The following is a 20536-nucleotide window of genomic DNA, read 5'->3' as shown; positions in this document are numbered from 1 at the left end:
AGTGTTACCCACACTTAACGGAAGGGAGCGTCCTCATGAAGCTTACGACTGTTTCGGTTGACTTGGCAAAAGCCCTGTTTCAACTTCACGCGATCGACGAACAAGGAAAAACGGCGCTAAGGAAGCAGCTTAAACGTGAACAAGTTGTACCGTTTTTTGCCACGTTAGAGCCGTGCCTGGTGGGCATGGAGGCATGTGGCGGAGCCCACTACTGGGCAAGAAAACTGCAGGCACTTGGTCATACGGTCAAGTTAATGGCACCGAAATTTGTGAAGCCCTATGTGAAGTCGAACAAAAGCGATGTAGCTGACGCAGAAGCAATCTGTGAAGCCGTTACTCGGCCCAACATGCGCTTTGTGCCGATCAAGACGGTAGAGCAACAAGCTATTCTGGCCGTGCATCGCGCACGGCAGGGATTCGTAAAGGCCAGAACGGCACAAGCTAATTCGATTCGTGGACTTCTTGGAGAGTTTGGCGTGGTCTTGCCGCAGGGCATTCGGCATATTACCGAGCGTTTGCCGGGCATTTTGGAAGATCGTGACAACGCTCTTCCTCGATCTTTGCGCCAACTGATGCAGCGTTTGAGTGAGCATTTCAAAGAGCTGGATCGACAGGTCGTCGAGTTGGAACGGGAGATTCAACAATGGCATCGCAGCAATGAAGACAGTTGCCGCCTGGCAGAAATACCAGGAGTCGGCCCGCTCACTGCAACCGCGCTAGTGGCGTCAGTGGGTGATGCGAAGAATTTCACTAATGGTCGGCAAATGGCAGCATGGCTGGGGTTGGTGCCACGACAACATTCCAGCGGAGGAAAGCCCACGTTGTTGGGGATCAGTAAACGGGGCGATGGTTATTTACGCACTTTGCTGGTTCACGGCGCTCGGTCGGTGGTTCGAGTGGTGGAGAGTAAAACAGATCCTTCGGCGGATTGGCTGAAGGGGTTATTGGCTCGTCGGCACACCAACGTTGCAGTTGTTGCTCAGGCTAATAAAACTGTCCGGATAGCCTGGGCACTATTGGCCCATGGCAGCAAGTTCCGAGCCGACTACACCCCTGATGTAACAGGGGCGTAGCCGGCTCGGTGGAATCAAAAAGTGGTGCGTTAGAGGGAGTATTTCCAAGGTTGCTCAGGCGATCATGACGTGATGGCAAGACAGGTAGGACCGGGATCGGGTAACTCTGCTCCGCTCACAGCGCTTCGAGCGCGTTGTGGTGATAAGAGCCCGATCAGCGAATTCCATCAGGGACAGAGGCATAGCCTCACTTAAAGTCCGGATGTATGGCTGCAACCTTATCCCGTCTGTGTTTTCACGAATTGAGCGCTTGGCATACTGGGGGCGTCCATGTATGAGCGGGCTTGTTGTGGCGAGCGGGCTTGCCCCGCGTTGGGCTGCGCAGCGGCCCCAATAAGAACGCAGCAGTGTGCCAGGCAGCTCCCCAGGGCTGTGTGTTGGGGCTGCTGCGCAGCCCAACGCGGGGCAAGCCCGCTCGCCACAGGGGGTGGTGGGGCAGTTTGCTGCGCGGCAGCGCTAAGTCAGAAACTCCCACGGAGGATGCGGTGTTAACCCGAATGCTGTTCGATGGCGGGTAGATGACTGGCCCCCAACACCGCCGGCAACACCCCGGCACGCAAGTCATTCCCGCTGGGTTGTTGATAGAGACTCAACCCAAATTCCGGCAGCACCGCCAGCAAGTAATCGAAGATATCCCCCTGGATCCGCTCGTAATCCGCCCACGCGGTGGTGCGGGTGAAGCAGTAGATTTCCAACGGCACACCCTGGGCGGTGGTTTGCATCTGGCGCACCATGCAGGTCATGTTCGGTTGGATGTCCGGGTGGCTTTTCAGGTAGGCCAGGGCGTATGCGCGGAAGGTGCCGAGGTTGGTCATGCGGCGACGGTTGGCCGACAGTTGCGCGCTGTGGCCCTGGGCTTCGTTCCAGGCCTTGAGTTCGGCCTGCTTGCGGCTGATGTAGTCGGTGAGCAGATGCACCTGGGTCATGCGCGTTTCTTCATCATCGCGCAGGAACCGCACACCGCTGGCGTCGATGTACAGGCTGCGCTTGATGCGTCGCCCACCCGACGCCTGCATGCCGCGCCAGTTCTTGAACGACTCGGACATCAGGCGCCAGGTGGGGATGGAGACGATGGTTTTGTCGAAGTTCTGCACCTTGACGGTGTGCAGGGTGATATCGACCACATCGCCGTCGGCACCGACCTGCGGCATTTCGATCCAGTCGCCCACCCGCAGCATGTCGTTGCTGGTGAGCTGCACGCTGGCGACGAACGACAGCAGGGTGTCCTTGTACACCAACAGGATCACCGCCGACATGGCGCCCAGGCCCGACAGCAGCAACGGCGAGCGGTCGATCAGGGTGGCGACGATGATGATTGCGGCAAAGACGAACAGCACCATCTTCGCCAGTTGCACATACCCCTTGATCGAGCGCGTGCGCGCATGTTCGGTGCGGGCATAGATGTCGAGCAGGGCGTTGAGCAGGGCGCTCATGGCCAGCGTCATGAACAGGAGGGTGAATGCCAGCGCGACGTTGCCGATAAACAGGGTGGCGGTCTTGCTCAGGTCTGGCACCAGGTACAAGCCGAACTGGATCACCAGGGACGGCGTCAGCTGTGCCAGGCGATGGAAGACTTTGTTGTGCCGCAGATCGTTGAGCCAATGCAGGGGCGGTTGCCTGCCGAGCAGCTTGATGGCGTGAAGGATGAGGTAGCGCGCCACCCGGCCCAGTAACAAGGCCACCACCAGCAACACCAACATACCCAGGCCAGCATGCAGCAACGGGTGTTGATCGAGGGCGCCCCAAAGGTCTTGGACGTTGAGCCAGAACTGTTTGATATCCATGGGTGAAACCGATTCTTCTGTAAGACAAGACGGGGCGATTAGAGCATTTAAGTGCAATAAAGTTGACGTTGTGGACAAACCAGCTGACAAAAAAGCGGCTGATTAGCGCCGTTCGCGTAAAGAAACTCGGTTTGGACGGCCGAAACCGGTACCCTATGCAGCTGATATTTTGTATTTCTTCGAGGTAGCACCCGTGTTTTCCCAATTCGCCCTGCACGAACGCCTGCTCAAAGCCGTGGCCGAGCTTAAATTTGTCGAGCCTACGCCTGTGCAAGCAGCGGCCATCCCGCTCGCGCTCCAAGGGCGTGACCTGCGGGTGACGGCTCAAACCGGGAGTGGCAAGACTGCCGCTTTCGTCCTGCCGATTCTTAACCGCCTGATCGGCCCGGCCAAAGTCCGCGTCAGCATCAAGACCCTGATCCTGCTGCCGACCCGCGAGCTGGCCCAGCAGACCCTGAAGGAAGTGGAGCGCTTCTCGCAATTCACCTTCATCAAGTCCGGCCTGATCACCGGTGGCGAAGACTTCAAGGTCCAGGCCGCCATGCTGCGCAAGGTGCCGGATATCCTGATCGGCACGCCGGGCCGCATGATCGAGCAGCTCAACGCTGGCAACCTCGACCTCAAGGAGGTCGAAGTGCTGGTGCTGGACGAAGCCGACCGCATGCTCGACATGGGTTTTGCCGACGACGTACAGCGCCTGGTGGGCGAGTGCGTCAATCGCCAGCAGACCATGCTGTTCTCCGCCACCACCGGTGGTTCGACCCTGCGCGACATGGTGGCCAAGGTCCTGAACAACCCTGAGCACCTGCAGGTCAACAACGTCAGCGACCTGAACGCGACCACGCGCCAGCAGATCATCACCGCTGACCACAATGTGCACAAAGAACAGATCCTCAACTGGCTGCTGGCCAATGAGACCTATCAGAAAGCCATTGTCTTCACGAATACCCGCGCTGCGGCCGATCGCATCTACGGTCGCCTGGTGGCGCAGGACTACAAGGCGTTCGTGCTGCACGGCGAGAAAGACCAGAAGGACCGCAAGCTGGCCATCGATCGCCTCAAGGCCGGCGGCGTGAAGATCCTGGTGGCCACCGACGTCGCCGCCCGCGGCCTGGACGTGGACGGCCTGGACATGGTCATCAACTTCGACATGCCCCGCAGCGGCGACGAATACGTGCACCGTATCGGCCGTACCGGGCGTGCGGGCAACGATGGCCTGGCGATCTCGCTGATCTGTCACGGCGACTGGAACCTGATGTCGAGCATCGAGCGCTACCTCAAGCAGTCGTTCGAGCGTCGCACCATCAAGGAAGTCAAAGGCACCTACACCGGGCCGAAGAAGGTTAAGGCGTCGGGCAAGGCCGTTGGCGTGAAGAAGAAAAAAGTCGACGCCAAGGGCGACAAGAAAAAGGCCGGCGCCAAGTCGCCGACCAAGCGCAAGATCACCAACCGGCCGAAGACCGACAACCTGTCGCTCGTCAGCAAGGACGGCATGGCACCGCTCAAGCGCCGCAAGCCAGAAGCGCCGGCTGCCGAGTAAGGCGGAGGTGAAATAAAAAAACCGGACGTTGTCCGGTTTTTTTTGCCTTCAGTTTTTCGCCTTGGCGGCGGCCTCTTTCAATTCTTTGAGGCGGGCATCGATCAACTGGCACTTGTCGGGGAACTCCGCGCTCTGGGTATCCAGGTCCATTTTCTGCAACTCGTCGTTCATCTCCTTGGCCTTGGAGGGGTTCTGTTCGGTGAGTTTCGCTACTTCCTGCCCCAGCTGTTCGCGCTTGGCGGTCGCCTCGTCCGGCGTACAGGCCCAGGCGGGCAGGGCCGTGAGCAACATGGTGGCAATGACCAGGTTCATCAGGGTTTTCATACTGGGACCTCCTTGGTGGTTATGTGCAGTTGAGGACGCGAACGTCTGGAAAGTTCAGAGAAATGACGCTCGTCCATTCGGCTGAACGGCCAGTGACGCGGCGTGTCACACCTTGAGACGGGCTCCCTTTCCATCGGCCCGCAGGAGGAATCAGGATGACGACTTACAACTGGGATTTGATCGAACGTCTGCTGCATGAAGTGCAGAACGGTGAGGGCAGCTTCGCCCCACGCAAGTACGCCGAAGAGGAAGCGGCCGAGAAGGCCACGGCGGGCGAGTCCACGGGCAACCTGGATGCGTTGAAAAAAACCGCTGCGGATTATGAAGCGCTGCTGTTCAAGCGCGGTTTTATTGAATCGCGACCTGAGGAAGAGGGCGGCAACGGCGAAAACTTTATCCTGACCGGGCTCGGCGCGCAGTTGCTGGCGCTGATCGACAGCTCTATTCCGGGCAATGATCACCCACGCCAAGTGCTGGATGAGCAGGCAGATGCGTTGGACCCGGCGACCTTTGCTGAAGTGGCGTCCAAGGCACAGATCGCTTGAATCCCTCCATACCCGGCCCCTTCGCGCCGCCGGGTACGCCGCAGCTGTCAGATCGGTAATCTGCCGCTAAGGTTGCTGACAGCTGGCGCCGCCTAATCTGCAGCCATTCATCTCATGGACTTGAATCGGCATGCATTCCACTACCTCCAGACGAACCTTCGTCAAAGGCCTGGCCGCCGGCGGCTTGCTCGGTGGGCTCGGGCTATGGCGCCCGCCGGTTTGGGCGCTGAGCAATCCCGGCCACCCCACCGTGCTGACGGGCAGCGAATTCGATCTGTTTATCGACCAGACGCCTGTCAACCTCAGCGGCCAACAGCGTACCGCGCTGACGATCAATGGCAGCCTGCCCGGCCCGCTGTTGCGCTGGCGCGAGGGCGACACCGTGACCCTGCGCGTGAAGAACCGGCTCAACGAGCCTACCTCGATCCACTGGCACGGCATCCTTCTGCCGTCCACCATGGACGGCGTGCCTGGCCTCAGTTTTGAGGGGATCGAACCGGGTGGGGTGTATGTCTACCAGTTCAAGGTCAAGCAGCATGGTACCTATTGGTACCACAGCCATTCCGGGTTTCAGGAGCAACAGGGCGTGTACGGGCCTCTGGTCATCGATCCCAGGGAGCCGGAGCCGTTCAGTTACCAGCGCGACTACGTTGTCATGCTGTCGGACTGGACCGACGAAGACCCCGTCGCGCTGATGAAGACCCTCAAGAAACAGTCCGATTACTACAACCGGCACAAGCCCACGGTGGGCGATTTTATCAGCGATGCAGGCAAGCACGGCTGGTCGGCTACGGTCGCCGATCGGCTGATGTGGGCGCGCATGAAGATGAATCCTACCGACCTCGCGGACGTCAGCGGCGAGACCTACACCTACCTGCTCAACGGCCAGCCGCCCGGTCGCAACTGGACCGGCTTGTTTGAGGCCGGGGAGAGAATTCGCCTGCGCTTTATCAACGGCTCGGCGATGACCTATTTCGATGTGCGCATTCCGGGGCTGAAGATGACCGTTATCGCCGCCGACGGCCAGCCGGTGCAACCGGTCAGCGTCGACGAGTTCCGCATTGCCGTGGCTGAAACCTTTGATGTGCTGGTCGAGCCCACTGCCGCCGCCTACACGCTGTTTGCCCAGTCGATGGACCGTACGGGGTATGCCCGTGGCACGCTGGCCCGGCAGGCGGGGGCGGAGGCCTCAGTGCCGGCGCTTGATGCGCGCCCTTGGATAACCATGGACGACATGGGCATGGGCGGCATGGACCACGGCGCCATGGACGATATGCCGGATATGGAAGGCATGGACCACAGCGCCATGGGTTCGATGTCGATGCAGAGCCATCCGGCCAGCGAGCAGGACAACCCGCTGGTGGATATGCAGGCGATGAGCCCGATGCCCAAGCTCGACGACCCTGGCGTCGGCCTGCGTAACAATGGCCGGCGCGTCCTGGCCTACGCCGACCTGCGCAGCACCTTCGAGGACCCCGATGGCCGTGATCCCTCGCGTACGATCGAGTTGCACCTCACCGGGCATATGGAGAAGTTTGCCTGGTCATTCAATGGTGTGAAATTTTCCGCTGCCGAACCCTTGCAGCTGACCTATGGCGAGCGGGTGCGACTGGTACTGGTCAACGACACCATGATGAGCCACCCGATTCATCTGCATGGCCTGTGGAGCGACCTTGAAGATGAAAACGGCGAGTTCCAGGTGCGCAAACACACGATCGACATGCCACCGGGTACCCGGCGCAGTTACCGCGTGACGGCCGATGCTCTCGGCCGCTGGGCCTATCACTGCCACCTGCTGTACCACATGGAAATGGGCATGTTCCGTGAAGTTCGCGTGCATGAATGAGGAAGCGGGCATGAACCATCGTGTTATATCGCTGTGCATCACGTTTGCCACATTAACCTGCGGCTCGCTGGTGTTGGCGGATGAACTGCAGGGCATGAGCCCGGCGGCTTCGTCCGCACCCACCCAAAGCCGCACGCCGATCCCGGTACTGACCGACGCCGATCGCGCAGCGGTCTATAACGCGCCTGGCGGGCACAGTGTGCACGACAGCGCGATTCATTCGATGCTGCTGATCAACCAGTTGGAATGGCAAGGCGCCGACGATGGCAGTGCGCTGAACTGGGACATCAAGGGCTGGGCCGGCGCTGATATCGACCGACTGTGGCTGCGCAGCGAAGGCGAACGCAGCGCCGGCCGCACTGACAGCGCCGAAGCCCAGGTTTTGTGGGGGCACGCCATCAGCCCTTGGTGGGACTTGGTTGGCGGTGTGCGGCAGGATTTCAAACCCGGTCACAGCCAGCGCTGGGCAGCCTTCGGCATCCAGGGCATGGCGCTCTACAACTTTGAGGCCGAGGCGACGCTGTTTGTTGGCGAGTCGGGCCGCACCGCGGCCCGGCTGGAAGGCGACTACGACATTCTGCTGACCAACCGCCTGATCCTGCAGCCGACCGCGGAACTCAACTTTTATGCGCAAAACGATCCGCAGCGCCGCGTGGGCTCAGGCCTTGCGGAAAGCGAATTGGGCCTGCGGTTGCGCTACGAGGTACGCCGAGAGTTTGCGCCTTACGTGGGGGTCAGTTGGAACCGCACCTATGGGCAGACAGCACAGTACGCCCGCGCGGAGGATGAAGACGTCAGCCAACTGCGCTGGCTGGTCGGTGTGCGCCTATGGTTTTGACACTTTTCCTATACCTATAACTCGCCGCCTTGAGCGGCCTGGAGCCTTGCATGTCTCTGTTGAAAACTGCGTTAGCGGGTGGTGCGCTGTGGGCCGGATTAATCCTCAGCCTGCCGGCCGCGGCCCATCCGAAATTGCTCTCGTCCATTCCAGCCGCTGGCACCCAGGGCACGCCGCCCGCGGTCATAGAGCTGCGCTTCTCGGAGAACCTGCTGACGCAGTTTTCCGGCGCCAAGCTGACCATGACCGATATGCCCGGCATGCCCAACTCGCCGATGCCGGTCAAGGCCAGTGTGGCGGCGAGCACCGATCCCAAAGTGATGTTGATCAAGCCGGCTTCCGTGCTGAGCACCGGTACCTATCGGGTTGACTGGCGCGCGGTGTCGTCCGATACGCACCCGATCACCGGTAACGTAGTATTCAGCGTTCAGCCATGAGTGAATTGAGCCAAGTCGCCCTGCGGTTTGCCCTCTATCTTGACCTGATGTTGTTGTTTGGCTTCGGGCTCTTTGGGCTTTACGGGCTGAACGCTTCGCAGCGCACGCTACTGAACTTCAAGAGGCTGATGGGGTGGACGGCGGGCCTGGGGGTGTTGTTGTCCGTGGCGTCGCTGCTGTCCATGACCCAGGCCATGAGTGGCGCCAGCGATTGGCAGGCGTTATGGCCACATTTGCAGATGATGCTCTGGCAGACCGACCTGGGTGTGGCCTGGTGCCTGCGTATCGTGGCGCTGGTCCTGGCAGGGTGTACTACCCGCTTGCTGCCGGCCACGGTGTTGGGGGGCGTCGCGCTCGTGACACTGGTCTGGAGTGGGCACGGCGTGATGCACGAAGGGATGCTGGGCGCGTGGCACATCATCAGCGACGCGGCACATCTGCTGGCTGCGGGAGGCTGGGTCGGGGCGTTGGCGGCGTTTGGGCTGTTGTTGAGGCGCGCATTGTTTCGGGACCGTTATCGCGTCGAGGTGTTGGCCGGGGCACTTGCAGGGTTTGAGCGTATCGGCGCGGGATTCGTCGCGGTGCTGATCGTCACCGGTGGGGTCAATTATCTGTTGGTGGTGGGGCCGAACCTGGACGGCATCAACGGCAGTGTCTACGCGATCCTGTTGGGCCTGAAGCTCGGCGTTTTTAGCTTGATGCTGGGGCTGGCGGCACTCAATCGTTTCCATCTGGTTCCGTTTCTGCAACGGTCCCTGGCGGCGGGCGACACTGCCGCTGCGGGCCGCGTGCTGCGGCGCAGCATGGCCCTGGAGTTCGGCGCGGTGGTATTGATCCTGGGGCTGGTGGCTTGGCTGGGAACCTTGGCGCCGGGCTAGGGTTGCACGCTTTTCAGGCACTTGAGCGCCTGGAAGTCACTGCGGACCTTGTCGATTTTTTGCGAGAGTTTCAGCCGTTGCTGCACTGTGCTTTCAGCCGTCAGATCCACGAGCAGGCTACGGGCAGCTGTTTCAGTCTGGGCGTAGGCGACGCGATACTCTGGAGTCCATAGGCTTTCGCGGTTCACCAGCAATTGCTCGATTTTCTGCGGGAAATCGGCGCCGTCACGGTGTTGCACCGCTTCGATAAATTGCGCCTGCCAGCGGGCGCGGTTGCCGATCCACTGCTGGTTCTGTTCACCCAGGTCGATTGACCAGGTCATCACGCGGTTCTGCTGGCTGGCGCTGAGCGGGCCCATCCAGGTCTCAAGGCGCTTGTTCATGCGCTCGGCGCGTTCCTTGATCTGCTGGGGGAGGGGCGGCTTGAGGTATTCGTCCTGGCGTTTGCGCAGGTCTTTGGCCAGGGCTTGGTTCATGTCCTTGACCTGTTGGTCGTCCAGGCCTTGCAGCAATTGGATCGCTGACGGGGTGACCTGTTGCGCAATCTCGGCAATCGCCTGTTTGGCTTCGACGGTGCGGGTCTGTAGTGCGGCGTCGGTGACCTGGTGGTTGTCGACCATCTGTTGCAGGCGGTCGAGCCAATCCAGATAACCCGGCAGTTGTGTGGTGCAGTGCCAGGCCAGGTGTTCCTTGAGTGTGTCGTTGAACCAGGTCTTTTGCCCGGGGGTCATGTCCAGGTAGTCACTGAGGGTCCAGGGGATGATGACATCGAGATTGCGGTAGGCCAGGCCCACGCGATTGCAGCCGGCGAGCACCAGGCTCAGGGCCAGCAATACCAGCAGAAGTTTGAGCCGTTGCAGCATGGGCGGGTCCTTGCGCGGGAGGGGTTAGTGCATGTGAACCCGCGGCAGGCACCACAGTTCAGCCCATCAATAAAACGACCGCGCGGCCTTCAAGGTCAACAGGCCATCGCATTGCGAATTGTGTCCGGAGTAGGCCGAGCAATCGCTGCCGGTGAGGCTGGAGCCGCTGTAGATCAGGTCTAGGTCAATGCCTTTCCAGGCGCGGGAAAACTGCACCGACCAGTCGCTGAAACTGCTGATGGCGCCGCCTTCCACCGACGCTGGCGTGCCCAGTTGATGGGTGGTGTACTTCATGCTGACACCAATGCCGAAAGGCTGGGTGCCGCTGAGGTCGGCAAACAGCGTGCTGTCCTGGCGGTCGGGGTCGTTGCTGAAGGATGCACCGAAGCGGTTGCCCAACAGGTTCAGGCCACCGTAGAACTCCTGGCTGTTCCTGAGGCTGAGCGTGGGGTAGCTGTAGTGGATCAGCCCTACTTCGTAGCCGAGGGTCTGGTCGAAAGGATGTTTGAAGCCCATGTAGGAATCGACCTCGAGGTTGCTGGTCGATGACAGGCCCATGTTCGGGGAAAACTGGCCGATGTACAGACCGCTGTCGTGACTGAGGTCCAGGCCGCCATGGAATGAATCACTGCCGGGCGATGTCGGCTTGACCAGGCCCTGGGCCATGCTGCGGCTGGGGGTGGTGCCCAATTTAAGGTCGAAGTCGCCCAATTCGCGCTGGAAGATCTGCGCTTGGGCAAGCGGGCTGGCGGCCAAGGCACTGACCAGGAAGATGTAGGGTTTGAGCATGCTTCACTCCATGAAAAGCGAGGAGCAGTGACGGAAAAATCGGGCAGATGCCCGTGCTAGACGTGTGCAAGCATACCGGCGAATGCCAGGCGATGAGTCCCGTTCGTCGATTAACGTATTAGAGGATCAGGCAAGCGGGTATTTCGGGCTCTAGTCCTAGCGCCTTGAAGGCAAGACGCTTAGGGACCAGGTGCGTTGCGCGGGGGTTACTTCTTGCCCAGGCTGATTTGCTTGGACGGGCCGAAAGTCTGGCCGCTCACGCCCTTGGCAATCTGCTGGATTTCGCCACCGGATTTGAGGAACGCAGCAATCTGGCTGTTGATCGATTCGCTGGTTTCAACGGCGGGAGCTGGCTTTGCTTTGCTGTTGGATGCTTTTACGCGCATGGCGGCCACTAACCTGTAGAAAATTAACTTGGCCAGGCATCGTACAGGAAATACTTGACAATTGCTTGGTAAATATCCCCTTGGAATTATAAGTGGGCTGGAAAATCAGCTGGTTTTAACTTTGCAATAAGCGCCTAACTGACTGTTTTAACTCGTAACGCTGGGGGTGAAATGGCCGTTGTGCCGTGGAGCAATCGAGCTGTTTGATCTGACGAGCGGGGCGCTGCCAGTAGAACGCCATGCCAGCCGCGATTTTTCAGGCGCGCGCGCGTGCTGCACGCAACTCGGGTAGAATGCCGCCCACGCAATGAGGGTATTGGAAATGGCTTTAGTCGGGCGCTACAACAGCTTGCAAGTGGTTAAACACACTAACTTTGGTTTGTACTTGGATGGTGCGCAAGATGGCGAAATCCTCTTGCCTAATCGTTACATCCCCAAAGATATTCCCAGTGAAGATGAAGACTGGCTTAACGTTTTCATCTATCTGGACAGCGATGACAAACTTATCGCCACCACCGAAAAACCGAAAGTTCAAGTCGGCGAATTTGCCAGTTTGAAAGTCGTCGAAGTCAACAGTATTGGTGTGTTCCTTGATTGGGGCTTGCCCAAGGACCTGTTGCTGCCGTATTCGGAAGAAAAGCGCCAGTTGAGCGCCGGTGAATATTGCGTGGTGCACGTCTACCTCGATAAGCACACCAAGCGCATCACGGCGACTGCACGCCTGGACCGTTACCTGGACAAGACGCCGGCCAACTACCAGGTGGGCCAGGAGGTCGATCTGCTGGTGGCCGAAGCCACCGACATGGGTTTCAAGGCGATTATCAACAACAAGCACTGGGGCTTGATTCACAAGAACGAAGTGTTCAAGTTCCTGCGCCCGGGCAAGGAAGAGAAGGGCTTTATCAAGGAGATCCGCGCCGATGGCAATATCAGCCTGAGCCTGCAGCCGGTTGGCCAGGAAGCGGCCTCCAGCCTGAACTCGAAGATCCTCGCCAAGTTGCGTGAAAACAACGGCAGCCTGCCGGTCAGCGACAAGAGCGACCCGGCGGTGATCAGCAACTTGTTTGGCGTGAGCAAGGGCAACTTCAAGAAAGCCATTGGTGCACTCTACAAGCAGGGCCAGATTGTGATTCACGCGGATCGCATTGAACTAAGCTGAGTTCGCTTGGCTCTCTGGTAGGAGCGAGCGTGCTCGCGAAAAAGGTACATCCGACGCAGCGATGCGCTTGGAATACATTCGCGAGCACGCTCGCTCCTACAGAGGTTGTATCAATGTCCAAGACGTCTGTCTTCGCCTACCTCGGCACCTTGTTCGCCTTTCTGGTGCTCGACGGCCTCTGGCTCGGCGTCCTTATGGGCCCGACCTACAAATCCCTGCTGGGCCCACTGATGCTTGATCAGCCTCGCCTGTTGCCCGCCGTGCTGTTCTATCTCCTGTACGCCATCGGTTGCGTGGTCTTGGTGGTCCTTCCCAGCGCAAGCTGGCAACGCGCGGCGCGCCTGGGTGCTTTGCTCGGCCTGGTGGCCTATGGCACCTATGACCTGAGCAATTGGGCCACGCTGCAAGGCTGGTCGGCCGGCTTGGCGGTGATGGACATGGCGTGGGGCACTCTTCTGACCGCGGCGTGCTGCACGGTCGGGCACTTGTGTGCACATCGAGTGCACCGGTGATTGTGTACAGGATTTATGTGCACCGTTGCTGAGCGTCTTACCAGCCTCTAGCCAAGCATAAATACCTTTGCAACCCGCGCTGCAGGGGGATTGTGTGCTATTGGCACGCATTCTGCTGACTCTATCGTATACAAACCATGCCGCCTCCCGTATGCATCCCGTTACGGCAGCGCAGGCCGGTATTTCGAGGAGCCCAGCGATGACCGAACAATTGCCCAAAGGCTACAGCCCCCGCCTGTATAACCAGGACCTGGGCCCGCAGCCGCAGAAGTGGACCTGGTACAACATCTTCGCGTTCTGGATGAGCGACGTGCACAGCGTCGGTGGCTATGTATTCGCCGCCAGCCTGTTCGCCCTCGGGTTAGCCAGTTGGCAGGTGTTAATCGCCTTGCTCGCGGGTATTTGCATCGTGCAATTGATTGCCAACCTGGTGGCCAAGCCCAGTCAGCAAGCAGCGGTGCCTTATCCGGTCATCTGCCGGCTGGCGTTTGGCGTGTTTGGTGCGAATATTCCTGCGGTGATTCGCGGCCTGATCGCCGTGGCGTGGTATGGCATTCAGACTTATCTGGCGTCCAGTGCCCTGATCATTGTGGTGCTGCGCTTTTTCCCGCAGATGGCCGTGTATGCAGAGCCGCACTTCGCAGGCCTGTCCTACCTTGGCTGGTTGGGTTTTCTGAGCCTGTGGGTGCTGCAGGCGGCCGTGTTCTGGGCCGGCATGGAATCCATCCGCCGTTTTATCGACTGGGCCGGGCCGGTGGTCTACGCGGTGATGTTCGTCCTGGCGGGTTGGATTGTGTGGAAGGCGGGTTGGGCGAATATCAGCTTTACCCTGTCGGAGAAATCCCTGTCGGGCTGGCAGGCGTTTGGCCAGGTCATAGTGGCGACGGCGCTGGTGGTCTCGTATTTCTCCGGGCCGACCCTGAATTTCGGCGACTTCAGCCGCTACTGCCGCAGTATGCATGATGTGCGGCGCGGTAATTTCTGGGGGTTGCCGGTGAATTTCCTGGCGTTCTCCCTGGTTACCGTGGTGATCGTCTCGGGCACCTTGCCGGTGTTTGGCGAAATGCTGCATGACCCGATCGCCACCGTGTCGCGAATCGACAACAGCATGGCCGTGTTGCTGGGGGCCTTTGCCTTTGTGACGGCGACCATTGGCATCAACATCGTTGCCAACTTCGTGTCCCCGGCCTTTGACTTTGCCAACGTCGCGCCAAGCAAGATCAGCTGGCGTGCCGGCGGGATGATCGCGGCGGTGGCGTCGATCTTCATTACGCCGTGGAACTTGTTCAATAACCCGCTGATGATCCACTACACCCTCGACATCCTCGCGGCATTCATCGGGCCGCTGTTCGGGATTCTGCTGGTGGACTTCTACCTGATCAAAAAGCAGAAGATCGATGTGGATGCGCTGTTCGATGACAGCCCCAGCGGGCGCTATTACTTCGACGGCGGTGTGAATTGGACAGCGGTCAAGGCCCTGTTGCCCGCGACGCTGGTGGGTGTCGCGATCACTTTTACCCCAGCCTTGCAGGGCATGGCCAACTTCGCCTGGTTTACCGGCTGCTTCCTGGGTGGGCTGTTTTTCCTGGTGCTGGCGCGGCGTGAGCAGGTTCGTGCGCCGGCACCGTTGGTCGCGGGCTGACCAACACCCCTCCCGCCACTAACAGGCCTGCACCGGCGATCAGCAACGCGGGTTGCAGGCCACCGCTCAGGTGGCTGCTCACCGACGCCAGCAACGGCCCACTCAATTGGCCGATGGCAAAGCTGGCGGTCAGCAGCCCGGTGTTGCGCTGATAGCCGTGGGGTGCAACGTCCCGCAGGCGCGCCATCACCAACTGCATGCAGGCCAGGAAGGGCCCGCCGCACAGCAACACCCCCAGCGCCAGACCCCAACCGTTACCCAGCAGGCAGGCAAATACGCCGGCCGCTTGCAGCCACAACGTGCTCATCAGCCAGCGGCGGGTGGTGTCCGGGTCCTTGCGCCGCAGGCTTGCGACCACCACGCCAATCGCCGCCGCCAAACCAAAGCAGGGCCAGAACAGATCGGCCTGCCAGGCGCCCTTGAATTGCGCGCTGGCCATCTGTGACAGGAACGTCGCCGGAATGATGTAGCCCAGGCCGAACAACACATAGATCCAGCACAGGTGGGTAATGCTGCCGTTGCTGGCTGTGTCGGCGTGGCTTGCAACAGGCGCAGTGACGGCGGACGGCTGGGGCAAGCATGGCAAGATTGCCAGCAGCATCACCAGCGCCACGACGCCATAGACCAGCCACAACGTTGCAGAGCTTTGGCCCAACAGGTTGGAGCCCAACGCCAGCAATCCGGTCAACAGAATCCCCAGCCCTGGCGCGGCGAACACCAGCGCCCCCAGGCGTGCACGTCCAGCGGCAATCGCCAGTGGCTGGCTCAGGCTGGTGATCATCACCAATACCCAGGCACTTGCAACGCCGGTACCGAAGCGCAACAGCAGGTGCGGCCAGAACCCATGGGCCCAGTACGAGGCCAGGGTCAGCAGCACGCACAACCACAGCCCGCCATACAGGCGACCACGCACGTGGTGATGGCTGCGGGCGAAGATCGAGTCCACCGCTCCCACGAAGTAACCCAGGTAATTGGCGGCGGCGATCAGCCCGGCGCCGGTCAGGTCGATCTGGCCTTCGCTGAGCAGATGGGGCATTTGCGGGGTGAGGGCGAAGCGGCCAATGCCCATGGCCATCATCAGGGCGATAAAGCTGGCGAGTAAGCGGATCAGCGCAGACATGGGCAGGCGTCCTGGACGAAAGCGAATGCCTGTAGGCTAAAGCGAATTGACTTTCTGTAAAAATGAATAATAGTGAGTAACTTGTTCAGTTTTGGAGAAAGGTGTGGAGTTCAGTCAATTGCGCATTTTCCAGGCCGTGGCGGAAGAGGGCTCCATCACCCGCGCTGCCGAGCGCCTGCACCGTGTGCCATCGAACCTGTCGACCCGGCTCAGGCAGATGGAGGAACAGCTCGGCGTCGAGCTGTTTGTGCGCGAACGCCAGCGTTTGCAGCTTTCTCCGGCGGGCAAGGTGTTGCTGGACTACAGCACCCGTCTGCTGGCGCTGCACGATGAAGCCCATGGCGCCGTGCAAGGCGGGCAACCGGCCGGCGACTTTGTACTGGGCAGCATGTACAGCACGGCGGCGGTGCACTTGCCGAAGCTGTTGGCGCGTTATCACAAGGCGTACCCGATGGTGAACTTGCAGGTGCAATCGGCGCCCAGCGGTGAATTGCTCGAAGGGTTGATTACCGGTCGCCTGGATGCTGCTTTTGTGGATGGGCCCATCACCATCGCCTCGTTGGACGGTTTAGCCCTGTGCGAAGAACGCCTGGTGCTGATATGCGAAGCCGATCACCCGCCGGTGCGCGGCCCCCAGGACGTTGCTGGCCGTTCGGTGTTCACTTTCCGACGCAGCTGCGCCTATCGCACGCGCCTGGAAACCTGGTTTTCCCACGAGCACGTCGCCATGGGCCGGGCGATTGAGATCGAGTCTTACCAGGGCATGCTCGCCTGCGTCATCGCCGGTTCTGGTGTGGCCTTGATGTCTGAATCCATGCTCGACAGCCTGCCGGGCAAGGACGGTGTGTCCGTTCATCCGTTGACAGGGCATTTTGCCACTGCGACCACCTGGCTGATGTGGCGAAAGGGTATGCTCGGCGCTAACCTCAATGCATGGATCGACCTGCAGCAAGAGGGCAAGGCCGAGTCCCTGCCAGGCACGCGCGCGATTGCTTGAGCGATCCGTCAGGATTGGGATCGATTCGGTAATAGTTCGTTGTGGTTTCGTTCAAGCAATACGTAGGACTTAGGGCTACTATCAATGTAGGAAAGGGCGACAGAATTTGCGCCTACCCGCATTACCCTCAAAGGGGGCAACCATGAAAGAGAAAATCCAAAATTGGCTCCACGACCTCGGCGTTGCACTGGGCTTGATCGAGCCACCGCTGCAACCGGTGCCGATTCGTACTGATGACGAGCAGCGTCGTCCTCGTCGTCGGTAAGACTTGGGAAGCGCTCACACGAAGCACGTTACGAGCTGTGTGAGCGTTGCGGAGTAAAGGTCTGTATAGGTGTTATTTAGAGCGGGTGATTTTTGTCTTCCCGAAGCTGCGATCATCCTCATTAACCGGGCTGTTTGGGGCGTACTCTCCAACGACGGAAAACTCGCCGGTGTAATTGGGATCGACTTGAAAGTAAATTTCATGAGCGTAGTTGCGGCTTATAGACAGAGGAAAAGCGAGGCTTCCTGTTGCGTTATTGAATAGGAGCCTACATAGGCCGGAGTAGACCTCCACATTTTTTCCGTTCAGATGCACCCTGTCACCGGTTTGCAAGTTGGCGGGTACTGTAGGTCCGGGTGGATGTGAAGCTTTTGGATTTTTCATTTCAACACCTCGTTCCGTAAAGGTAACTATAAGCCCAGCTGTTTCCAGCTTGACATTGCAGTGTCAAGCTAATGCTGCGTTCAGCCTCATATCTACTGTCAGAAATACCAGTCCAGACCAACGGAAACTCCAGAATCCACGCAAAAAAAACGGGTGCGACATCCGACGTCGCACCCGCTGAAGAAACCGCTCTAAACCCGTTATTTCTTACAACGCCCGAGCCACCTCCGCCTCCGGCTGGCGCGACAACAAGCTCACCAGCACAAAGCTCACCAACGCCACCGCCAGGCTGTAGTAGATCGGCGTGTTCGCATCCAGCCCATCCTTGAACATGAACACCAGCGCCGTCACGAAGCCCAGGGTCATGGACGTGATTGCCCCCGATGTGGTTGCCCGCTTCCAGAAGATCGCGCCGATCAGCGGGATCAGCATGCCACCCACCAGCAGGTTGTAGGCCAGGGTCAGGGCGCTGATCACGTCATTTACCACCAGTGCGATACCCAGCACGACGATACCGGTCAACATTGTGAACAGGCGGTTGATTGCCAGGCTCGACTGTTTACCACCGCGTAAACGTGGCAGCAGGTCTTCGGTCAATACGGTGGCCGCCGCCAGCAAGCCCGCGCTGGCGGTGGACATCATCGCCGCCAGTGCCGCCGCAATCACCAGCCCGCGAATCCCATCCGGCAGCGACGCTTTGACGATCGCCGCAAACGCGTTATTGACGTTATCCAGATCCGGGATCAGCACGTGCGCCGCCATGCCGATCAAGGCACACGCCAGGCCATAGAGGATGCAGTAGAAACCAGCGAAAGTGCCTGCGTACTGGGCGACCTTTTCGTCCCGGGCGGTGAACACCCGCTGCCAGATGTCCTGGCCAATCAGGATGCCGAAGAAGTAGATCATGAAGTAGGTGATGATCGTGTCCCAGCCGATCGCGGTGAAGCTGAAGCTCGATGCTGGCAGCTTGGCCACCAGCTCATCCCAGCCGCCCACGCGGTACAGGCAGATCGGCAGCAGGATAAACATCAGGCCGACGGTCTTGATCACGAACTGCACGATGTCGGTGAGGGTCAGCGACCACATGCCGCCGATGGTCGAATACACCACGACCACGCCACCGCCCAATACCACCGAGATCCAGAACGGCAGGCCAAACAGCACTTGCAGCACCGTGCCGATGGCCAGGATCGAGGTCACGCCGATCATCAGCGCGTAGGCTAGCATGATCACCGCACTCGCCTGGCGAGCCATGGGGTTGTAGCGTTTTTCCAGGACCTGGGTCACGGTGAAGATCTTCAGCTTCAACAGCGGCTTGGCCAAAAACAGGTTCAGCGCGATGATCCCCATGCCCAATGCGGCACACAGCCAGAAGCCAGAGATGCCGTGCACATAGCCCAGGCGCACGGTACCGACGGTGGACGCGCCGCCCAGTACCGTGGCGGCCATGGTGCCCATGTACAGCGATGGCCCCAGGTTACGCCCGGCCACCAGGTAGTCTTCGTGAGTCTTGGCGCGGCGCATGCCGTAGTAGCCGAGCACAAGCATGCCGGCGGCGTAGATGAGTACGACGAATAAATCCAAAGCCATGACGGCGAGTCTCCGATTATCTTTTTTATTGGGGTCAGGCGGTCTGTTGCTGCGCTGATTGCGCGCGCGCGTCAGTGCGCTGGCTGCGAGGGTCCGTTGGCCCATAGACGGCAGCCGGTTCCGGGAACAGGCGAAGCAAGGTCAGGTACACCACCGAGGCCAGCCCCAGCGTCACCGGCAGGCTGATATCGATACCCTCGGCCAAGTTGCCCAGCGGCCCGACAAACTGCCCAGGCAAGTTGACGAAGCACAGGCCCACCAGCGCACTCGGGATCCAGGCTCCCAGCCCGCGCCAGTTCCAGCCATGGCTGAACCAGTAGCGGCCACCGGTTTCGCCGCGGGTGAACACCTGCAGGTCATCCGGGCAGTAGAAGCCTCGGCGTACGATCAGGCCGATGATCATCATCACCATCCACGGCGTGGTGCAGGTGATGATCAGCACGGCGAAGGTCGACACGCTTTGCACCAGGTTGGCGGCGAAACGTCCGATAAAGATGAAGGCAATCGACATCACCCCGATCAGCAGCGTGGCCTTGACCCGCGACAAAACGCGCGGAAACACGCTGGACATGTCCAGCCCGGTGCCATACAGCGACGTGGTGCCGGTGGACATGCCGCCGATCACTGCAATCAGGCACACCGGCAGGAAGAACCAGCTAGGTGCCACCGCCAGCAAGCCGCCGACATAGTTGTTGGCCGCGATGTAGTCCGGCGCCTTGATCGCCACGATGGTGGCGGTAGCCAGGCCGAACAGGAACGGAATCAAGGTGGCGACCTGCGCCAGGACCACGGCCAGCATGATCCGGCCCTTCGGGGTTTCCCGCGGGATATAGCGCGACCAGTCACCCAGGAACGCACCGAAGGAAATCGGGTTGCTCATGGCCACCAGCGCGGCGCCGATAAAGGCCGCCCAGAAACCGCTCTGGCCCATCGCGACGGTGCCGGCGAAGTGGCTGTCGAAGGTTGGCGCGAACGCGAAGATGCCCAGCAGGAACAGCAGGCTCGCCGCCCACACGGCAATGCGGTTGACCCACAGCATGAAGCGAAAGCCGTAGATGCACACCGTCAGCACGAGAATCGCGAATACGCCGTAGGCCAGGCCCAGGGTCAGGTCGGTTTCCGGCAGGCCGATCAGGCGTTTCGCACCGCCGACCAGGGCATCACCGGAACTCCACACCGACAGTGAGAAGAACGCAATCGCGGTCAGCAATGACAAAAACGAACCGACAATTCGCCCATGCACGCCAAAGTGCGCGCCGGAAGACACGGCGTTATTGGTGCCATTGATCGGCCCGAACAGGCCCATGGGCGCCAAAATCACGGCCCCCACCAGCACGCCCAGCACAATCGCCCAGACCCCAGCCTGGAACGACAAGCCGAACAACACCGGAAAGGAACCCAGCACGGCGGTGGCAAAGGTATTGGCACCGCCGAAGATCAGGCGAAACAGATCCTTGGGCCCCGCGGTACGTTCGTGGTCCGGGATCTGTTCGACCCCGTTGGTTTCTATTTTGCGAATACTGTTGTCGTTGTTTTTATTATTCATGATCAGCTCCGATCACAT

Annotated in this window: 21 protein-coding genes; 12 read left to right on the top strand and 9 right to left on the bottom strand. The window is 59.9% G+C overall.

Annotated features, from left to right (window positions below; all coding sequences use genetic code 11):
• The first annotated feature begins 35 nt into the window (after positions 1 to 35).
• Complete coding sequence (locus tag QU606_RS26980) at positions 36 to 1073, top strand: IS110 family transposase (RefSeq protein ID WP_168233670.1); 1038 nt, start codon at positions 36 to 38, stop codon at positions 1071 to 1073.
• Between the two features lie 488 nt (positions 1074 to 1561).
• Here the strand turns inward: QU606_RS26980 and QU606_RS26975 are convergent, their stop codons facing one another.
• Positions 1562 to 2857, bottom strand: a complete 1296-nt coding sequence (locus tag QU606_RS26975) for a mechanosensitive ion channel family protein (RefSeq protein ID WP_304997829.1) — start codon at positions 2855 to 2857, stop codon at positions 1562 to 1564.
• 193 nt (positions 2858 to 3050) lie between these two features.
• Between QU606_RS26975 and QU606_RS26970 the strand changes: the two genes are divergently transcribed.
• Positions 3051 to 4397, top strand: a complete 1347-nt coding sequence (locus tag QU606_RS26970; protein WP_041160994.1) for a DEAD/DEAH box helicase — start codon at positions 3051 to 3053, stop codon at positions 4395 to 4397.
• 48 nt (positions 4398 to 4445) lie between these two features.
• Here QU606_RS26970 and QU606_RS26965 read toward each other — a convergent pair whose 3' ends face one another.
• Positions 4446 to 4721, bottom strand: coding sequence for a hypothetical protein (locus QU606_RS26965; RefSeq protein ID WP_304997828.1), 276 nt, complete (start codon positions 4719 to 4721; stop codon positions 4446 to 4448).
• 155 nt (positions 4722 to 4876) lie between these two features.
• On the opposite strand from QU606_RS26965, the gene QU606_RS26960 reads away from it, so the two are divergent.
• The 5 genes from QU606_RS26960 (at position 4877) to copD (ending at position 9265) form a co-directional block, all read left to right on the top strand.
• On the top strand, positions 4877 to 5266 hold the full coding sequence (locus QU606_RS26960) for a hypothetical protein (RefSeq protein WP_024076800.1): 390 nt from the start codon (positions 4877 to 4879) through the stop codon (positions 5264 to 5266).
• A 130-nt stretch (positions 5267 to 5396) separates the two neighbouring features.
• Entirely contained in the window at positions 5397 to 7112 is a 1716-nt protein-coding gene (locus tag QU606_RS26955) for a copper resistance system multicopper oxidase (RefSeq protein ID WP_304997826.1), read from the top strand.
• Positions 7113 to 7122: 10 nt separating this feature from the next.
• Entirely contained in the window at positions 7123 to 7950 is an 828-nt protein-coding gene (locus tag QU606_RS26950; RefSeq protein WP_304997825.1) for a copper resistance protein B, read from the top strand.
• 50 nt (positions 7951 to 8000) lie between these two features.
• The gene (copC, locus tag QU606_RS26945) at positions 8001 to 8387 is read left to right on the top strand and encodes a copper homeostasis periplasmic binding protein CopC (RefSeq protein WP_069076818.1); all 387 of its coding nucleotides are present in this window, start codon (positions 8001 to 8003) and stop codon (positions 8385 to 8387) included.
• A complete protein-coding gene (gene copD, locus QU606_RS26940; RefSeq protein WP_069076819.1) occupies positions 8384 to 9265 on the top strand; it encodes a copper homeostasis membrane protein CopD in 882 nt (293 codons plus the stop codon). The genes copC and copD overlap by 4 nt, the downstream gene beginning before the upstream one ends.
• Here the strand turns inward: copD and QU606_RS26935 are convergent.
• From QU606_RS26935 to QU606_RS26925, 3 genes are all read right to left on the bottom strand, one after another.
• Positions 9262 to 10128, bottom strand: coding sequence for a DUF6279 family lipoprotein (locus QU606_RS26935; protein WP_024076795.1), 867 nt, complete (start codon positions 10126 to 10128; stop codon positions 9262 to 9264). The genes copD and QU606_RS26935 overlap by 4 nt on opposite strands.
• A gap of 66 nt (positions 10129 to 10194) precedes the next feature.
• Positions 10195 to 10917, bottom strand: a complete 723-nt coding sequence (locus QU606_RS26930; RefSeq protein ID WP_069076820.1) for a TorF family putative porin — start codon at positions 10915 to 10917, stop codon at positions 10195 to 10197.
• 206 nt (positions 10918 to 11123) lie between these two features.
• Positions 11124 to 11303, bottom strand: coding sequence for a hypothetical protein (locus QU606_RS26925; protein WP_003193095.1), 180 nt, complete (start codon positions 11301 to 11303; stop codon positions 11124 to 11126).
• A gap of 322 nt (positions 11304 to 11625) precedes the next feature.
• Here QU606_RS26925 and QU606_RS26920 point away from each other — a divergent pair, with 322 nt between their 5' ends.
• From QU606_RS26920 to QU606_RS26910, 3 genes are all read left to right on the top strand, one after another.
• A complete protein-coding gene (locus tag QU606_RS26920; RefSeq protein ID WP_010208634.1) occupies positions 11626 to 12462 on the top strand; it encodes a S1 RNA-binding domain-containing protein in 837 nt (278 codons plus the stop codon).
• Positions 12463 to 12575: 113 nt separating this feature from the next.
• Positions 12576 to 12974, top strand: a complete 399-nt coding sequence (locus QU606_RS26915) for a DUF2177 family protein (protein ID WP_024076793.1) — start codon at positions 12576 to 12578, stop codon at positions 12972 to 12974.
• Between the two features lie 199 nt (positions 12975 to 13173).
• On the top strand, positions 13174 to 14616 hold the full coding sequence (locus tag QU606_RS26910; RefSeq protein ID WP_102623514.1) for an NCS1 family nucleobase:cation symporter-1: 1443 nt from the start codon (positions 13174 to 13176) through the stop codon (positions 14614 to 14616).
• Here the strand turns inward: QU606_RS26910 and QU606_RS26905 are convergent.
• Entirely contained in the window at positions 14528 to 15736 is a 1209-nt protein-coding gene (locus QU606_RS26905) for an MFS transporter (RefSeq protein WP_102623513.1), read from the bottom strand. The two genes, QU606_RS26910 and QU606_RS26905, sit on opposite strands and share 89 nt — an antisense overlap.
• Positions 15737 to 15839: 103 nt before the next feature.
• Here QU606_RS26905 and QU606_RS26900 point away from each other — a divergent pair, with 103 nt between their 5' ends.
• Together QU606_RS26900 and QU606_RS26895 are read left to right on the top strand one after the other, a co-directional pair.
• Positions 15840 to 16733 carry a LysR family transcriptional regulator gene (locus QU606_RS26900; protein ID WP_024076790.1) on the top strand — a complete coding sequence of 298 codons (894 nt, stop codon included), beginning with the start codon at positions 15840 to 15842 and terminating at the stop codon, positions 16731 to 16733.
• A 142-nt stretch (positions 16734 to 16875) separates the two neighbouring features.
• On the top strand, positions 16876 to 16998 hold the full coding sequence (locus QU606_RS26895) for a PA1414 family protein (RefSeq protein ID WP_003193089.1): 123 nt from the start codon (positions 16876 to 16878) through the stop codon (positions 16996 to 16998).
• A 72-nt stretch (positions 16999 to 17070) separates the two neighbouring features.
• Here QU606_RS26895 and QU606_RS26890 read toward each other — a convergent pair whose 3' ends face one another.
• The 3 genes from QU606_RS26890 to QU606_RS26880 all read right to left on the bottom strand — a co-directional run bounded on the left by QU606_RS26890 (position 17071) and on the right by QU606_RS26880 (position 20518).
• Positions 17071 to 17382: a hypothetical protein gene (locus tag QU606_RS26890; protein ID WP_024076789.1), complete on the bottom strand. Its 312-nt coding sequence runs from the start codon at positions 17380 to 17382 to the stop codon at positions 17071 to 17073.
• A gap of 207 nt (positions 17383 to 17589) precedes the next feature.
• A complete protein-coding gene (locus tag QU606_RS26885; RefSeq protein WP_024076788.1) occupies positions 17590 to 18972 on the bottom strand; it encodes a sodium:solute symporter in 1383 nt (460 codons plus the stop codon).
• Between the two features lie 34 nt (positions 18973 to 19006).
• Positions 19007 to 20518 (bottom strand): cytosine permease, encoded by a 1512-nt coding sequence (locus QU606_RS26880; protein WP_069076823.1) that lies wholly within the window; start codon positions 20516 to 20518, stop codon positions 19007 to 19009.
• Positions 20519 to 20536: the final 18 nt, after the last annotated feature.

The sequence above is a fragment of the Pseudomonas sp. OVF7 genome (assembly GCF_030644265.1).
Classification (GTDB): domain Bacteria; phylum Pseudomonadota; class Gammaproteobacteria; order Pseudomonadales; family Pseudomonadaceae; genus Aquipseudomonas; species Aquipseudomonas gorinensis.
This window is presented reverse-complemented; position numbering and strand designations above follow the sequence as displayed.

Bases quoted from the DNA above. Each gene is read 5' to 3' on its own strand.
- QU606_RS26930 (WP_069076820.1), bottom strand. From the start codon at position 10,917: ATGCTCAAACCCTACATCTTCCTGGTCAGTGCCTTGGCCGCCAGCCCG.
- QU606_RS26935 (WP_024076795.1), bottom strand. From the start codon at position 10,128: ATGCTGCAACGGCTCAAACTTCTGCTGGTATTGCTGGCCCTGAGCCTG.
- QU606_RS26915 (WP_024076793.1), top strand. From the start codon at position 12,576: ATGTCCAAGACGTCTGTCTTCGCCTACCTCGGCACCTTGTTCGCCTTT.
- QU606_RS26920 (WP_010208634.1), top strand. From the start codon at position 11,626: ATGGCTTTAGTCGGGCGCTACAACAGCTTGCAAGTGGTTAAACACACT.
- QU606_RS26975 (WP_304997829.1), bottom strand. From the start codon at position 2,857: ATGGATATCAAACAGTTCTGGCTCAACGTCCAAGACCTTTGGGGCGCC.
- QU606_RS26955 (WP_304997826.1), top strand. From the start codon at position 5,397: ATGCATTCCACTACCTCCAGACGAACCTTCGTCAAAGGCCTGGCCGCC.
- QU606_RS26905 (WP_102623513.1), bottom strand. From the start codon at position 15,736: ATGTCTGCGCTGATCCGCTTACTCGCCAGCTTTATCGCCCTGATGATG.
- QU606_RS26965 (WP_304997828.1), bottom strand. From the start codon at position 4,721: ATGAAAACCCTGATGAACCTGGTCATTGCCACCATGTTGCTCACGGCC.
- QU606_RS26880 (WP_069076823.1), bottom strand. From the start codon at position 20,518: ATGAATAATAAAAACAACGACAACAGTATTCGCAAAATAGAAACCAAC.
- QU606_RS26885 (WP_024076788.1), bottom strand. From the start codon at position 18,972: ATGGCTTTGGATTTATTCGTCGTACTCATCTACGCCGCCGGCATGCTT.
- QU606_RS26950 (WP_304997825.1), top strand. From the start codon at position 7,123: ATGAACCATCGTGTTATATCGCTGTGCATCACGTTTGCCACATTAACC.
- QU606_RS26960 (WP_024076800.1), top strand. From the start codon at position 4,877: ATGACGACTTACAACTGGGATTTGATCGAACGTCTGCTGCATGAAGTG.
- QU606_RS26980 (WP_168233670.1), top strand. From the start codon at position 36: ATGAAGCTTACGACTGTTTCGGTTGACTTGGCAAAAGCCCTGTTTCAA.
- copC (WP_069076818.1), top strand. From the start codon at position 8,001: ATGTCTCTGTTGAAAACTGCGTTAGCGGGTGGTGCGCTGTGGGCCGGA.
- QU606_RS26910 (WP_102623514.1), top strand. From the start codon at position 13,174: ATGACCGAACAATTGCCCAAAGGCTACAGCCCCCGCCTGTATAACCAG.
- QU606_RS26925 (WP_003193095.1), bottom strand. From the start codon at position 11,303: ATGCGCGTAAAAGCATCCAACAGCAAAGCAAAGCCAGCTCCCGCCGTT.
- copD (WP_069076819.1), top strand. From the start codon at position 8,384: ATGAGTGAATTGAGCCAAGTCGCCCTGCGGTTTGCCCTCTATCTTGAC.
- QU606_RS26890 (WP_024076789.1), bottom strand. From the start codon at position 17,382: ATGAAAAATCCAAAAGCTTCACATCCACCCGGACCTACAGTACCCGCC.
- QU606_RS26895 (WP_003193089.1), top strand. From the start codon at position 16,876: ATGAAAGAGAAAATCCAAAATTGGCTCCACGACCTCGGCGTTGCACTG.